Origin of the sequence: Pseudomonas sp. DP-17, from assembly GCF_022380625.1 — a bacterium.
Classification (GTDB): domain Bacteria; phylum Pseudomonadota; class Gammaproteobacteria; order Pseudomonadales; family Pseudomonadaceae; genus Pseudomonas; species Pseudomonas nitroreducens_A.
Genome location: NZ_JAKSXG010000014.1, coordinates 120,677 through 133,717, shown reverse-complemented (window position 1 = coordinate 133,717; position 13,041 = coordinate 120,677). Strand labels below are relative to the sequence as shown.

Here is a 13,041-nt window from a genome sequence, read left to right as displayed (position 1 = left end):
GGCCAACGATGAAACTGCACCACTGGGCAGCGCTCGTCCTGAGCGCCGCCCTCGCCGGCTGCGGCGCTCCCTCGGAACACGCCGCCGGGTCCGGCGCCGCTTTCCTGGGGGAAGCGGCGAAAGCCGGTTCCTTCCTCGCCTATGAACACCAGGTCGGCATCCGCCTGGCCAGCGAGCGCATCGACGCGCAACTGGCCGCCACCCGCGATGCCTGCACCCAGGACCGCTTCGGCTCCTGCGAGCTGATCGCCATCGAGCAGGGCGGCGACAGCCAGATGCGCAATGCGCACCTCGTCGTGCGCATCGTCCCCGAGGGCGTGGAGAAACTCGTCACCCTTGCAGCCGTTGGCGGGCAGCTGCAAAGCCGCCGCACCCAGGCCGAAGACCTCGCCCAGGCCGTCAGCGACAACCAGCAGCTGCGCGACCGTCTGGAGCGCGAGTACCAGACCCTGCAGGGCTTCCAGGGCCGCAAGGACATGAGCGTCAGTGACCTGCTGGCGCTGGCCAGGGCCACCGCCGAGGTCGAGCAGCAACTGCAGGCCGCTCGCCAGGACTCCGCCCAGCAGCAGCGGCGCATCTCCACCAACCTGCTGACCCTGGACTTCTCCAGCGAGTACCAGCCCACCGGCCGCTGGTCGCGCATCGGCAAGGCCTTCGGCAACTCGCTCGACGAACTCACCGACGGCACCGTCAACGCCATCCAGGTGGCCGCCTTCGGCTTGCCGCTGCTGGTCGTGCTGCTCATCGCCGGCCTGATCCTGCGCTGGCTGTGGCGAAAACTCGGAACCCGACGCGTCACGAACCTAGCATGAAGAAATCCAATCTCGTCTTCACCACCCTGCTCACCGGCGGGGTGCTCTACGGCGTGCTGCACCACAACCCGGTGTACCGCGACCTCTACGCCAACCGCGAAGACTGCCTGAAGGACTGGGGCAATACGCCCAATGCCTGCGAGCCGGAATCCACCACCAGCACCAGCGGTGGCGGCGGTTACGCCGGCAGTTCCGGGCGCTATCGCGGGCCGAGCTACGAGGACGGTTCGCGGCCCATGACCGCGCAGAACTACCAGGTGCAGTCGCGCCAGTTGGTCACCCGCGGCGGCTTCGGCCACTCCGGCGCGCGCTTCTCCGGGGGCGGCTGATGCGTCGCCTGGCCATGACCCCGCGCCCCGACTGGCGCGAGCGCTGCGAGGCGGTCGGCTTCACCTTCCACAGCATCGACGGGCGTTACTGGGACGAATCGGCGGCCTACGAATTCAGCCTCGAACAGATCGAGACGCTGGAGGCCGCCAGCGAAGACCTGCACCAGCGCTACCTCGAATGCGTGGAGTGGGTGATCCGCACCGGCCACTTCGAGCCCTTCCAGTTGCCGCCGGGCGCCCGCGAGGAAATCATCCGTTCCTGGCAGCGCCAGGACCCGAGCCTCTACGGCCGCTTCGACTTCGCCTGGAACGGCGAAGGCCCGCCGAAGATGCTCGAGTACAACGCCGACACCCCCACCGGCCTGCTGGAGGCCAGCGTGGTGCAGTGGCAATGGCTAGAGGACGTGAACCCGGCCGCCGACCAGTTCAACTCGCTGCACGAGAAGCTGATCGCGCGCTGGAAGGCCATAGCCCCGGACGGCCTGCTGCACTTCACCGCCATCGACGGCCACGAGGAAGACACCGGCAACGCCCTCTACCTGCTCGATACTGCACATCAGGCCGGGCTGCCCACGCGTTATCTACCGGTCGAATTCATTGGCCATCACGCCGGGCGCGGCACCTTCATCGACCAGTACGAGCAGGACATCCACCACTGCTTCAAGCTCTACCCCTGGGAATGGCTGCTGCAGGACAGCTTTGCCGAGCATCTGGAGCGCAGTGCCATCCGCTTCCTGGAGCCGGCGTGGAAGCTGCTGATGTCGAGCAAGGCCATGCTGCCGATCCTCTGGAAGCTCAACCCGGACCACCCCAACCTGCTGCCGGCCAGCTACCGCCAGGACATCCCCGGTGCCTACGTGCGCAAGCCGCTGTACTCCCGCGAGGGCGAGAACATCCGCATCGTCGCCGGCGAGCTGCAACTGGAAAGCGACGGCCCCCACGCCGACGCGCCCTGCATCTACCAGGGCTACGCACCACTGGCCAACCACGACGGCAACCATGCCGTGCTCGGCTGCTGGGTGATCGACGGCCAGGCCGCCGGCCTGGGCATCCGCGAGGACGCCAGCGCCATCACCCGCGACAGCAGCCGCTTCGTCCCCCACTATTTCGTCTGAAGGATCCGCCATGAACCTGCTGCAGACCCTGCCCAATTTCCTCGCCTACTTCGCCTCGGCCATCGGCCTGTTCGGCCTGTTCACCCGTCTCTACATCCGCCTGACGCCCTACGCGGAAATCCAGCTGATCCGCCAGGGCAACCTCAGCGCCGCCTTGGCGCTGGTCGGCACCCTGCTGGGCTTCGCCCTGCCGCTGGCCAGTGCCATCGCCCACAGCGTCAGTCTGGTCGACATGCTGATCTGGGGTGTGATCGCCATGCTGGTGCAGATGCTGGTGTTCCTGGGCCTTTCGCGCCTGGTGCCGGAGCTCAAGAGCGGTATCGAAAGCAACACCCTGGCCCACGGCGTATTCCTGGGCGGCGCCTCGCTGTGCGTGGGGCTGCTCAACGCCGCCTGCATGACTTACTGAGGGGCTTGCTCGCACTCCACATCCGCCGCTCCCAGATGTTCGAAGCCTTCCAGATACAGGCACGACGCATCCTCGGCGCAACCCTGCAGCGAGGCGTTGCTCAGGTTGGCCCGGGAAGTGGGATCGTCCAGGTTCACGTCCGGGAAAATATCGGTCACTTCCTCGGCGGACATGATCCTGTCGAAGGTGACGTTGACCGATTGCAGGCGGCCGAACTCCCAGTCCAGGTCCACCGCCGAAATGCGCTGATCGATCTGGCGCACCAGCGCTTCCGGTAGCTGAGGGCCGGCGTAGCTGAGATCCGTAGGGTGGCAGGCGTCACCCCAGTTGCTCAGCTTCCCGCTGGCGGCGCAGCTGAACTGCGCATCGGCGTGCCCCGTGCGTTGCTCCAGCAGGCAGGCGAAGTCGGCGACATTCATCCGCGGCCAACTGACCAGGTCAGCCGTGGTAAAGGGCGCCGCCGAGGCCAGGGCACTGGAGAACAGCAGGCAGAGGGCGGTGAAACGTCGGAGCATGGGCAGGTCCATGGGAGAAACCGAGCAGGAGGCAGCCGCCGATATTCCTCCCGCCATGCCTGGCACCGCAACTGATTTACAGCACAGGACAATTGTACCTGAGCAGCAATGCGCATAACCTATGCGCATCTACCGTGGAGGTGCCCATGCACACGACCTACGACCCCCACGCGCCGAAGAAAGCCACCAACCTGAGCCTCAACAGCGACCTGTTGAAACAGGCCCGAGAACTGGACGTGAACCTTTCGGCGGTGCTGGAGGAGGCGCTGGCCGATGTGGTCAAGGAGCGCCTGGGCCAGCGCTGGCTGGAGCAGAACCGCGAAGCCATCGAAACCTACAACCAGCATGTCGAGGCAGCCGGCGTGTTCAGCGACGGATTGCGGAGCTTCTGATGAAGCAGTTCGACCTGTACCGCAACGCCAACCCGCGCACCCGCGAGGCGATCCCGCTGCTGCTGGACGTCCAGAGCGACCTGCTGGGCTCGCTGAACACGCGCATGGTGATCCCGCTCAGCCGCGCCAAGGGCCTGGCCGGGATCAACCGGTTGATGCCGGAAGTACGCGTCGGCGACGAGACGCTCCTGATGCTGACCCCGCAGATGGCCGGCATCGCCCGCCGCGAACTGGGCGAGCCGGTGGGTAGCCTAGCGCACCTGCGCCTGGAGATCATCGCCGCCATCGACCTGTTGATCAGCGGAATCTGAGCATGAACACCCCACGCCTGTGCCCGGGTCGCCAGCCATGACCGAACTCGCCCTGATCCTGGTCAGCGCCATCCTGGTCAACAACTTCGTGCTGGTGCAGTTTCTTGGCATCTGCCCGTTCATGGGCGTGTCGCGCAAGATCGAGACGGCGCTCGCGCTGGCCCTGGCGACCACCTTCGTGCTCACCCTCGCCTCGGCGTCGAGCTACATCCTGCAACGCTACGTGTTGCAACCGCTGGACCTGGAGTACCTGCGTACCATCGGTTTCATCCTGGTGATAGCCATGGTGGTGCAGTTCACCGAACTGCTGGTGAACAGGACCAGCCCGCTGTTGGCCCGTACGCTGGGCATCTTCCTGCCGCTGATCACCACCAATTGCATCGTGCTCGGCGTGGCGCTGCTCAATGCGCGCAAGGCCGAGTTCGGCTTCCTGCAATCGACCTTGCAGGGTTTCGGCGCCGGGCTGGGCTTCACCCTGGTGCTTGTGCTGTTCGCCGCCCTGCGTGAGCGCATCGCCATCGCCGACGTGCCCAAGCCGTTCAAGGGTGCGGCCATCGGCATGATCACCGCCGGGCTGATGTCCCTGGCCTTCATGGGCTTCAGCGGGTTGCTCAAGCCATGATCGCGGCGCTGCTGATCATCCTGGCGTGCCTCGCCGGCGCCGTGGCGCTTCGCGTGGCTGCGGCACGAGTGAAAGCCGCCGACGAATCCATTGCCGGGCAGATCAACGACCTGCTGCCGCAGACCCAGTGCGGGCAGTGCGGCTACGCAGGTTGCAAGCCCTACGCCCAGGCCATCGCCGAGGGCGATGTGATCAACAAGTGCCCGCCCGGCGGTGCCGCGACCATCGCCGCCCTCGCCGAGCTGCTGGGCGTCGAGCCCCTGCCGCTGGACGCCGCCGAAGAGACGCCACTGCGCGTGGCCTACATCCGCGAGGCGGAGTGCATCGGCTGCACCAAGTGCATCCGCGCCTGCCCGGTGGACGCCATCGTCGGCGCGGCCAAGCTGATGCACACGGTGATAGCCGACGAATGCACCGGCTGCGACCTGTGCCTGGAACCCTGCCCGGTGGACTGCATCGAGATGCGCGACCCGCCGCTGCGAGTCGTCGACTGGAAATGGCCGCTGCCCCAGGGCCGGCTGATCCAGACCGACCGGGAGCAAGCGGCATGAACGCTCAGGTCTGGAGCTTCCCCGGTGGCCTGACGTTACCGGCCAACAAGCGGCAGTCCACTGCCACAGCAATCCAGCAGCCGCCGCTACCGCGCCGCCTGGTACTGCCGCTGCAGCAACATATCGGCGAACCCGCCGTGCCAAGCGTCGAAGTGGGCCAGCGCGTACTCAAGGGCCAACTGATCGCCGAGGCTGGCAGCGCCATCAGCGCCGCGCTGCATGCGCCGACGTCCGGCACTGTGGTCGAGATCAGCGAACGACCCTATCCACACAGCTCCGGCCTTTCCGCGCCCGCCATCGTCATCGACAGCGATGGCGCGGAGGAATGGACGACGCTGGAGCCCGCACCCGCGTATGCGTCCCTCTCCGGACTCGAACTGCTGCAGCGCATTCGCCGGGCGGGCATTGCCGGCCTCGGCGGCGCCGGCTTCCCCACTGCCGCCAAGCTGGCCTCCCGCGCCCAGGACGACCTGCACACCCTGATCATCAACGGCGCCGAGTGCGAGCCGTACATCAGCGCCGACGACCTGCTGATGCGCGAGCGCGCCGCGGAACTGGTGGAAGGCATCGAGGTGCTGATGCACATCCTCCAGCCGCAGCAGGTACTGCTCGGCATCGAGGACGACAAGCCCGAAGCGATAGCTGCCGTGCAGGCCGCCATCGGCGAGCGGCCGATCCACCTGCAACCGATCCCGGCCCGATACCCATCCGGCGGCGAGCGCCAGCTGATCCAGGTTCTCACCGGCCGCGAAGTGCCCTCCGGCGGGCTGCCGGCGGATATCGGCATGCTCTGCGTGAACGTCGGCACCGCCGTCGCCGTGGCCGACGCCGTGCTGCGCGGGCGGCCGCTGATCTCCCGCATCACCACCCTGACCGGCGCCGCACTGGCGCGCCCGTGCAACGTCGAAGCGCTGATCGGTACGCCCGTCGGCGAGTTGCTGGACTTCGCCGGCCTCGACCGTGCCAAGCTGGACCGCCTGCTCCTCGGCGGCCCGCTGATGGGCGACAGCCTGCCGTCGCTGGACGTGCCGCTGATCAAGACCGCCAACTGCCTGCTGGCCGCCACCCGCGAGGAACTTCCGCCACCGCAGCCGGAGATGCCCTGCATCCGCTGTGGCGACTGCGCTCAGGTCTGTCCCGCCAGCCTGCTGCCGCAGCAGCTGTATTTCTTCGCCGAAGACCACGCCCAGTTGATGGCGCACAACCTGTTCGACTGCATCGAGTGCGGCGCCTGCGCCTACGTCTGCCCGTCGAGCATTGCGCTGGTGCAGTACTACCGCGCGTCCAAGGCCGATATCCGCGAGCTGGAACAACGCCAGCTGAAGGCCGAGCAGTGGCGTCTGCGCTTCGAGCACCGCCAGGAGCGTCTGCGCCGGGAAGAAGAACAACGCTCCGCAGACCGCCTGGCCCGCCAGGAGCGTGCGGCACGCGTGCAGGAAGACCAGCCCGAAGCCGAAACGTCCTCCGCGCCAGCCGCGCAGTCGGTGATCGAACGGGTCAAGGCCGAGAAATCCGTGGGCAATGCGCCCGACCAGCTCAAGCGGCTGAAGATCGAAGCGAGCATGGCGCAGGTCGCACTGAAGAAAGCCGAGAAGCAACTGGCCGCCCACGACACCGAGCAACTGCGCAGCCAGGTCGCCGAACTGCGCATCGCCGCCGAAGAGGCAAAAGCCGCGCTGGCGACTGCCGAAATGCAAAGTGACAGCACGGGGCCGGCCCCCACTGCCGCTTCCGCCACGGGCGAAGCGGCGCTGAAAAAAGCCAGGATCGAGGCTGCGATGGCCCGGGCGCAGCTGAAGAAGTCCGAGAAGGCCTTCGGCGAATCGCCCAGCGACGAGCAGCGCGCCACCCTCGACGCCTTGCGCGCGAACGTCGAACGCATCGAGCGTCAACTCAACGAATTGCAGGGAACCACCATGCCCACCGAACCGCAAGCCGAGCAGCCCGCCGACGGCATTCTCGCCCTGCGCCGGGCCAAGCTGAACTACATCACCCAGCGCGATGCCCTGCGCGCCGCCGAGCGCGAAGGTGCCTCCGCCGAAGCGCTGGAAGCGATCCGCCAGACGCTCAGCACCGCAGAAGCAGCCCTGCACGCTGCCGAGGACGCCAGCGGCAAGGCGCCGCCAGACCTCGTGCGAACCGACAAGCGCCCGATCACCGATGCCCTGCGCGCCGCCAAGACCGAACTGGCCTACGCCCGCGCCGACCTGAAGAAGCTCGAACGCGAAGGCGCTGGCGAGCTGGCACTGGCCACGGCCCGCGAGCGCCTGCAGGCGGCGGAATGTGCCGTTGCCGATGCCAGTGGTGAGGCTCCTTGATGAGGCTGCCACGCATCAGCTCGCCCCACGCCACCGGCACGAACCGCACGCAGAGAGTCATGCTGACCCTGCTGGCTGCCTGCGCACCGGGCGCGCTGGTGCTGATCGGCCTGTACGGCGTCGGCACGCTGTTCAACCTGCTCTGGTGCAGCCTGCTCGCCCTCTCCACCGAAGCGCTGATGCTCAAGCTGCGCGACCGCCCGGTGACGTTGTTCCTCAAGGACGGCAGTGCCCTGGTCACCGCCGTTCTGCTCGCCCTCGCCCTGCCGCCTTACTCGCCCTGGTGGTTGAGCGCAGTCGCCACGGTATTCGCGCTGATCTTCGGCAAACACCTGTATGGCGGCCTCGGACAGAACCCGTTCAACCCGGCGATGGTCGGCTACGCGGTGGTGCTGGTGTCCTTCCCGCAGCTGATGAGTCAGTGGCCGGCACCGGACAGTGCGCTGGGGCTCGGCGAAGGCCTGCGGCAGATAGCCGGTTTCGCCAGCCAGGGGCCGGACGCCTGGGTTGGCGCCACAGCACTGGACGTGGTGCGCAACAACCACAGCCTGACCATGGAAGAACTGCTGGCGCAATCGCCGGCTTTCGGCAGCGTCGGTGGACGCGGTGTGGAACTGGTCAACCTGGCCTTCCTCGCCGGCGGGCTGTTCCTGCTCTGGCGCAAGCTGTTCACCTGGCACGCGCCGGTGGGCATGCTCGGCGGGCTGTTCGTCATGAGCCTGCTGTTCTGGAACGGCTCCGGCTCCGACTCCCACGGCTCACCGCTGCTGCACCTGTTCAGCGGCGCGACCATGCTCGGCGCCTTCTTCATCGTCACCGACCCGGTCTCCGGCGCCACCAGCAACCGCGGCCGGCTGCTGTTCGGCTTCGGGGTCGGCGTGCTCACCTACGTGATCCGCGCCTGGGGCGGCTACCCCGACGGACTGGCCTTCGCCGTGCTGCTGATGAATCTCGCCGCACCGACCCTCGACTACTTCACCCGCCCGCGCACCTACGGGCACAAGAAGCCCGAGCGCGGCTTCAAGGCGGGTGATCGATGAACCGCGAGTTGCTCAAGAGCATCCTGGCGCTGGGCATGGTCGCGCTGATCGCCACTGGCGTGGTGGCGACCGTTCACCAATTCACCGCTCAGCGTATCGACACCGCCCAGCGCGAATTCCGTGGCCGCGCAGTGCTGGAACTGCTACCCGGGGGCAGCTACGACAACCATCCGCTGGAAAGCGAAGTCAGCACCTTCGATCCCAAGCTGCTGGGCCGCGACGAGCCGGCGCCCGCCTATATCGCACGCCTCCAGGGGCAACCCACCGCGGTCGTGCTCCAGCCCGTGGCGCGGGATGGTTACGGCGGCTCGATCCAGTTGCTGGTGGGCGTAACCGTACAGGGCCGTCTGCTCGGCGTGCGGGTCGTGGCCCATCACGAAACACCGGGCCAAGGCGACCGTATCGAACTGGGCAAGAGCGACTGGCTGCACGGCTTCGACGGCCGCTCGCTGAACGACCCGGCCGACGCCGGCTGGAAGGTGAAGAAGGACGGCGGCCAGTTCGACCAGTTTGCTGGCGCCACCGTGACCCCGCGCGCAGTGGTCAAGGCCACGCACCTGGCGCTGCAGTACTTCGATGCGCACAAGTCGGAGCTGCTCGCCCCCGCCGCCTCGGGAGAAAAGCATGAATAATCCCGGCTACCGCGAAATCGCTCTGCAAGGCCTTTGGAAGAACAACCCAGGCCTGGTGCAACTGCTCGGCCTGTGCCCGCTGCTGGGCACCAGCAGCTCCATGGTCAATGCCCTCGGCCTGGGGCTGGCGACGATCTTCGTGCTGGTCTGCTCCAGCGTCAGCGTGTCGCTGATCCGCAGGACGCTGAGCGAGGCCGTGCGCCTGCCGGCCTTCCTGCTGGTCATTGCCACCCTGACCACCTGCGTCGAGCTGCTGATGCAGGCGTGGCGCTATGAGCTGTACCAAGTGCTGGGCATCTTCGTGCCACTGATCACCATCAACTGTGTGATCCTCGGCCGTGCTCAGTCCTTCGCCTCGACCAACAACGTGGTGCGCTCGGCCTTCGACGGACTGATGATGGGGCTGGGCTTCGCCCTCGTCCTGCTGGCCATCGGCACGCTGCGCGAACTGCTCGGCCACGGCACGCTGTTCGCCGGTATGGACCTGCTGTTCGGCCCAAGCGCCGCCGAGTGGAAGCTACAGATCCCTGGCTACCAGGGGCTGCTGCTGGCCGTACTGCCGCCCGGCGCCTTCCTGGTGCTGGGCCTGCTGATTGCCCTGAAAAACCGAATCGATGAAAGCCTGGCGGACCGCGCCAAGGCGCCAACGGGGGACGAACCCGCGACCCAGCGCCAACGCGTCCGCGTGACCGGAGTGATCGAATGAATGCCGCCAAGCGCGCGGAGATTTTCCGCCGACTCAAGGAAGACAATCCCAACCCCGAAACCGAGCTGGCCTACAGCACGCCCTTCGAGTTGCTCATTGCCGTGCTGCTCTCCGCCCAGGCCACCGACGTCGGAGTGAACAAGGCCACCGCCAAGCTCTATCCGGTGGCCAATACCCCGGAGGCGATCTACGCCCTCGGTGTGGAAGGCCTGTCCGAGTACATCAAGACCATCGGCCTGTACAACAGCAAGGCGAAAAACACCATCGAGACCTGCCGCATCCTCATCGAGAAGCACGGCGGCCAGGTACCGGAAAACCGCGAAGATCTCGAGGCGCTGCCGGGCGTGGGCCGCAAGACCGCCAACGTGGTCCTCAACACGGCTTTCCGACAGCCGGCGATGGCAGTGGATACGCACATCTTCCGCGTCTCCAACCGCACCAACATCGCGCCGGGGCGCAACGTGCTGGAGGTGGAGCGCAAGCTGCTCAAGTTCGTGCCCAAGGAATACCTGCTGGATGCGCACCATTGGCTGATCCTGCATGGGCGCTACGTCTGCAAGGCGCGCAAGCCGCAGTGCGGTAGCTGCCGAATCGAGGACTTGTGCGAGTTCAAGCACAAGACTTCGGACGATTGAGCGTTATGGGAAAATTCCTTCAGGCCGATTGAAAAAATCTTTTTTACCGCTTGGCCCTTTGTCGTTATAAGGGGCGCCAACACACCCCGTGTTGTGGAGTGCACCGAATGGCAAACGACAAAGAAGACCTCGAACTCGAGGACGATGTCAGCACAGACGACAGCGATGACGGCGCAGAGGCCACGGCAGAGGTCGCCAAGACCAACCTGACCAAGCGCCGCATCATCGACAATTACCTGGAAGAGCGTCGCCTGCAGCGCCAACTGTCCGACTACGATTTCGATCTGTAAGCCTTCTCCTGAACGAAGTACCGCATGAAAAAGCCCCGCATCCTGGCGGGGCTTTTGTTTTCTGCTCGTTGGGCGAGCTCGCTTCCGGATAGCTTTGCGTCAGAGGGACTGCCCTCTCCCTATCCCTGAAGGGAGAGGGCGCTGTCCGCGCCAGCTGACGCATTGGTTTCCGCCGGTGCCGAACCAGTCCCCTCTCCCTTCGGAGCGGGGCGCGTAGCCAGGGTCAGGGAGAGGGAAATCCCTGGCACAAGGTTCCAGGGACAGACACACCCTACAGAATCACACCGCGACGCTCGCGCGCTGCACCACGCGGTAGCACGGTTCGTAGGCCGCACCACCCGGCAGCTTCATGCGGTGCTGTTCGACGAAGGCCTGCAGCAGGGCATCCAGGGGTTCCATGATGGCGGCGTCGCCGTTGATCTCATAGGGGCCGTACGCCTCGATCATGCGGATGCCATGTTCCTTCACGTTGCCGGCGACAATGCCGGAGAAGGCCCGGCGCAGGTTCGCCGCCAGCTCGTGGGGCGGCACGTCGCGGCCCAGGTCCAGGCTTGCCATGTTCTCGTGGGTCGGTTCGAACGGGCGCTGGAAGCCTTCGTCGATCTTCAGCAGCCAGTTGAAGTGGTAGGCATCGTTGCGCTCGCGGCGGAACTGCTTGACCCGCTTTAGGCCGGTGCTCATTTCCCGCGCCACTTCCGCCGGGTCGTCGATGATGATGCGGTAGCGTTTCTGCGCCGCCTCGCCCAGGGTCGCGCCGACGAAGGCATGCAGCTGTTCGATGTAGGCCGCCGCGCTGCGCGGGCCGGTGAGCACCAGGGGGAACGGCATGTCCTGGTTCTCCGGATGCATGAGGATGCCCAGCAGGTAGAGGAATTCCTCCGCCGTGCCCACGCCGCCGGGGAATACGATGATGCCATGGCCGACGCGGACGAAGGCCTCCAGGCGCTTCTCGATGTCCGGTAGGATCACCAGTTCGTTGACGATGGGGTTCGGCGCCTCGGCGGCGATGATCCCCGGCTCGGTCAGCCCCAGGTAGCGGCCGTCGGTGATGCGCTGCTTGGCATGGCCGATGGTGGCGCCCTTCATCGGGCCCTTCATCACGCCCGGGCCGCAGCCGGTGCAGACATCGAGGCTGCGCAGGCCCAGCTCATGGCCCACCTTCTTGGTGTACTTGTACTCGTTGGTGCTGATGGAGTGGCCGCCCCAGCACACGACGATCTTCGGCTCCACGCCGGCGTGCAGGGCGCGCGCGTTGCGCAGCAGGTGGAAGACGTAGTCGGTGATGCCGGCCGAGCTGTCGAGGCCGAAGCGTCGGCTGTTCAGCGCGTTCTGGGTGTAGACGATGTCGCGCAGGGCGCTGAACAGCATTTCGCGGGTACTGGCGATCATCTCGCCATCGACGAAGGCGTCGGCCGGCGCGTTGAACAGTTCCAGGCGCACGCCGCGGTCCTGCTGGTGGATTTCCAGCTCGAAGTCGCGGTAGGCATCGAGGATGTGCTTGGCGTTGTCGATCTGCGTGCCGGTGTTGAGGATTGCCAGGGCACACTGGCGGAAGAGTTTGTAGGTACTGCCAGAGCCCGCTTCGCTGAGCTGGTGGACTTCACGTTGGGAGAGGGTTTCGAGGCTGCCCTTGGGGCTGACCGAGGCGTTGTTAACCGGTCTTGGGGACATGCTGTATTCCTTGACGATGGAAGCCGGGCGCCAAAGCGCGGGGCCTTCCGATAAATCGATGCGGCCGTCCGTTCGGCCGTCACTGCCGAGGGCGTCGCGGCGGGGATTCTCCGGCCCGCAGCGCGCTCCTTCTGACTGTGACAAGCGAATGGCGGAAACTGCTTCCGCAATCGACGCGTCCGACGTCGATGCCTCTTGAGTATGAACGCTGTGGTGACTTTCTGATGACAGCCAGAAAGAAAAACCCCGCCAGGGTGGCGGGGTTTCTCGTCAGGAGGTCTGCGTGAAGATGCAGGATCAATCCTTGCGTTGCGGGCTCAGCAGCTCGATCTTGTAGCCGTCCGGGTCCTCGACGAAGGCCAGGATGCTGGTGCCGTGCTTCATGGGGCCCGGCTCGCGGGTGATCTTGCCACCACGGGAGCGGATGTCTTCGCAGGCCTTGTAGACGTCGGCGACTTCCAGGGCGATGTGGCCATAGCCGGTGCCCAGCTCGTACTTGTCCACACCCCAGTTGTAGGTCAGCTCGATGACGCTGTTGTCGTCCTCGTTGCCGTAGCCGACGAAGGCCAGGGTGAACTGGCCGTCCGGGTAATCCTTGCGGCGCAGCAGGGTCATGCCCAGGACTTCGGTGTAGAAGGCGATGGATTTGTCCATGTCGCCGACGCGCAGCATGGTGTGCAGCAGTCTCATCGG

17 protein-coding genes are annotated in these 13,041 nt (G+C 66.1%); 14 read left to right on the top strand and 3 right to left on the bottom strand.

All coding sequences use genetic code 11. The features are described from left to right. Positions 1-8 precede the first annotated feature (8 nt). Genes MJ122_RS22705 through MJ122_RS22690 form a run of 4 tightly spaced genes read left to right on the top strand, consistent with a single transcriptional unit; the run spans position 9 to position 2,665 of the window. Positions 9-812, top strand: a complete 804-nt coding sequence (locus tag MJ122_RS22705; RefSeq protein ID WP_239746107.1) for a DUF4349 domain-containing protein — start codon at positions 9-11, stop codon at positions 810-812. Next, positions 809-1,141 (top strand): hypothetical protein, encoded by a 333-nt coding sequence (locus tag MJ122_RS22700; RefSeq protein WP_239746106.1) that lies wholly within the window; start codon positions 809-811, stop codon positions 1,139-1,141. Before MJ122_RS22705 ends, MJ122_RS22700 begins: the two co-directional genes overlap by 4 nt. Then, positions 1,141-2,256 carry a glutathionylspermidine synthase family protein gene (locus tag MJ122_RS22695; RefSeq protein WP_239746105.1) on the top strand — a complete coding sequence of 372 codons (1,116 nt, stop codon included), beginning with the start codon at positions 1,141-1,143 and terminating at the stop codon, positions 2,254-2,256. The genes MJ122_RS22700 and MJ122_RS22695 overlap by 1 nt, the downstream gene beginning before the upstream one ends. Positions 2,257-2,266: 10 nt before the next feature. Beyond that, positions 2,267-2,665, top strand: a complete 399-nt coding sequence (locus MJ122_RS22690; RefSeq protein WP_088417826.1) for a DUF350 domain-containing protein — start codon at positions 2,267-2,269, stop codon at positions 2,663-2,665. Here the strand turns inward: MJ122_RS22690 and MJ122_RS22685 are convergent. After that, a complete protein-coding gene (locus MJ122_RS22685) occupies positions 2,659-3,180 on the bottom strand; it encodes a hypothetical protein (RefSeq protein ID WP_239746104.1) in 522 nt (173 codons plus the stop codon). The genes MJ122_RS22690 and MJ122_RS22685 overlap by 7 nt on opposite strands. 146 nt (positions 3,181-3,326) lie before the next feature. Here MJ122_RS22685 and MJ122_RS22680 point away from each other — a divergent pair, with 146 nt between their 5' ends. The 10 genes from MJ122_RS22680 (at position 3,327) to MJ122_RS22635 (ending at position 10,677) form a co-directional block, all read left to right on the top strand. Beyond that, positions 3,327-3,572, top strand: a complete 246-nt coding sequence (locus MJ122_RS22680) for a type II toxin-antitoxin system CcdA family antitoxin (protein WP_239746103.1) — start codon at positions 3,327-3,329, stop codon at positions 3,570-3,572. Then, a complete protein-coding gene (locus MJ122_RS22675; protein WP_088417823.1) occupies positions 3,572-3,883 on the top strand; it encodes a CcdB family protein in 312 nt (103 codons plus the stop codon). The genes MJ122_RS22680 and MJ122_RS22675 overlap by 1 nt, the downstream gene beginning before the upstream one ends. A gap of 37 nt (positions 3,884-3,920) precedes the next feature. Further along, positions 3,921-4,505: an electron transport complex subunit RsxA gene (gene rsxA / locus MJ122_RS22670; RefSeq protein WP_239746102.1), complete on the top strand. Its 585-nt coding sequence runs from the start codon at positions 3,921-3,923 to the stop codon at positions 4,503-4,505. Beyond that, a complete protein-coding gene (gene rsxB / locus MJ122_RS22665) occupies positions 4,502-5,056 on the top strand; it encodes an electron transport complex subunit RsxB (RefSeq protein ID WP_239746101.1) in 555 nt (184 codons plus the stop codon). The genes rsxA and rsxB overlap by 4 nt, the downstream gene beginning before the upstream one ends. Then, entirely contained in the window at positions 5,053-7,374 is a 2,322-nt protein-coding gene (gene rsxC, locus MJ122_RS22660) for an electron transport complex subunit RsxC (RefSeq protein ID WP_239746100.1), read from the top strand. The genes rsxB and rsxC overlap by 4 nt, the downstream gene beginning before the upstream one ends. Continuing rightward, the gene (locus tag MJ122_RS22655; protein WP_088417819.1) at positions 7,374-8,414 is read left to right on the top strand and encodes an RnfABCDGE type electron transport complex subunit D; all 1,041 of its coding nucleotides are present in this window, start codon (positions 7,374-7,376) and stop codon (positions 8,412-8,414) included. Before rsxC ends, MJ122_RS22655 begins: the two co-directional genes overlap by 1 nt. Beyond that, positions 8,411-9,046 (top strand): electron transport complex subunit RsxG, encoded by a 636-nt coding sequence (rsxG, locus tag MJ122_RS22650; RefSeq protein ID WP_088417818.1) that lies wholly within the window; start codon positions 8,411-8,413, stop codon positions 9,044-9,046. Before MJ122_RS22655 ends, rsxG begins: the two co-directional genes overlap by 4 nt. Further along, positions 9,039-9,752 carry an electron transport complex subunit E gene (locus MJ122_RS22645; RefSeq protein ID WP_239746099.1) on the top strand — a complete coding sequence of 238 codons (714 nt, stop codon included), beginning with the start codon at positions 9,039-9,041 and terminating at the stop codon, positions 9,750-9,752. Before rsxG ends, MJ122_RS22645 begins: the two co-directional genes overlap by 8 nt. Continuing rightward, positions 9,749-10,387, top strand: a complete 639-nt coding sequence (gene nth, locus MJ122_RS22640; RefSeq protein ID WP_081517715.1) for an endonuclease III — start codon at positions 9,749-9,751, stop codon at positions 10,385-10,387. Before MJ122_RS22645 ends, nth begins: the two co-directional genes overlap by 4 nt. Positions 10,388-10,494: 107 nt before the next feature. Beyond that, on the top strand, positions 10,495-10,677 hold the full coding sequence (locus tag MJ122_RS22635) for a hypothetical protein (RefSeq protein WP_017521020.1): 183 nt from the start codon (positions 10,495-10,497) through the stop codon (positions 10,675-10,677). 279 nt (positions 10,678-10,956) lie between these two features. Here MJ122_RS22635 and ppnN read toward each other — a convergent pair whose 3' ends face one another. Continuing rightward, positions 10,957-12,348, bottom strand: a complete 1,392-nt coding sequence (gene ppnN / locus MJ122_RS22630) for a nucleotide 5'-monophosphate nucleosidase PpnN (protein WP_239746098.1) — start codon at positions 12,346-12,348, stop codon at positions 10,957-10,959. Positions 12,349-12,645: 297 nt separating this feature from the next. Beyond that, a complete protein-coding gene (gloA, locus tag MJ122_RS22625) occupies positions 12,646-13,038 on the bottom strand; it encodes a lactoylglutathione lyase (protein WP_017521018.1) in 393 nt (130 codons plus the stop codon). Positions 13,039-13,041: the final 3 nt, after the last annotated feature.

Coding starts and splice junctions, on each gene's coding strand:
- MJ122_RS22675 (WP_088417823.1), top strand. CDS start 3,572: ATGAAGCAGTTCGACCTGTACCGCAACGCCAACCCGCGCACCCGCGAG.
- MJ122_RS22680 (WP_239746103.1), top strand. CDS start 3,327: ATGCACACGACCTACGACCCCCACGCGCCGAAGAAAGCCACCAACCTG.
- MJ122_RS22705 (WP_239746107.1), top strand. CDS start 9: ATGAAACTGCACCACTGGGCAGCGCTCGTCCTGAGCGCCGCCCTCGCC.
- MJ122_RS22655 (WP_088417819.1), top strand. CDS start 7,374: ATGAGGCTGCCACGCATCAGCTCGCCCCACGCCACCGGCACGAACCGC.
- MJ122_RS22685 (WP_239746104.1), bottom strand. CDS start 3,180: ATGCTCCGACGTTTCACCGCCCTCTGCCTGCTGTTCTCCAGTGCCCTG.
- MJ122_RS22645 (WP_239746099.1), top strand. CDS start 9,039: ATGAATAATCCCGGCTACCGCGAAATCGCTCTGCAAGGCCTTTGGAAG.
- MJ122_RS22700 (WP_239746106.1), top strand. CDS start 809: ATGAAGAAATCCAATCTCGTCTTCACCACCCTGCTCACCGGCGGGGTG.
- rsxG (WP_088417818.1), top strand. CDS start 8,411: ATGAACCGCGAGTTGCTCAAGAGCATCCTGGCGCTGGGCATGGTCGCG.
- MJ122_RS22695 (WP_239746105.1), top strand. CDS start 1,141: ATGCGTCGCCTGGCCATGACCCCGCGCCCCGACTGGCGCGAGCGCTGC.
- ppnN (WP_239746098.1), bottom strand. CDS start 12,348: ATGTCCCCAAGACCGGTTAACAACGCCTCGGTCAGCCCCAAGGGCAGC.
- nth (WP_081517715.1), top strand. CDS start 9,749: ATGAATGCCGCCAAGCGCGCGGAGATTTTCCGCCGACTCAAGGAAGAC.
- gloA (WP_017521018.1), bottom strand. CDS start 13,038: ATGAGACTGCTGCACACCATGCTGCGCGTCGGCGACATGGACAAATCC.
- rsxC (WP_239746100.1), top strand. CDS start 5,053: ATGAACGCTCAGGTCTGGAGCTTCCCCGGTGGCCTGACGTTACCGGCC.
- rsxB (WP_239746101.1), top strand. CDS start 4,502: ATGATCGCGGCGCTGCTGATCATCCTGGCGTGCCTCGCCGGCGCCGTG.
- MJ122_RS22690 (WP_088417826.1), top strand. CDS start 2,267: ATGAACCTGCTGCAGACCCTGCCCAATTTCCTCGCCTACTTCGCCTCG.
- MJ122_RS22635 (WP_017521020.1), top strand. CDS start 10,495: ATGGCAAACGACAAAGAAGACCTCGAACTCGAGGACGATGTCAGCACA.
- rsxA (WP_239746102.1), top strand. CDS start 3,921: ATGACCGAACTCGCCCTGATCCTGGTCAGCGCCATCCTGGTCAACAAC.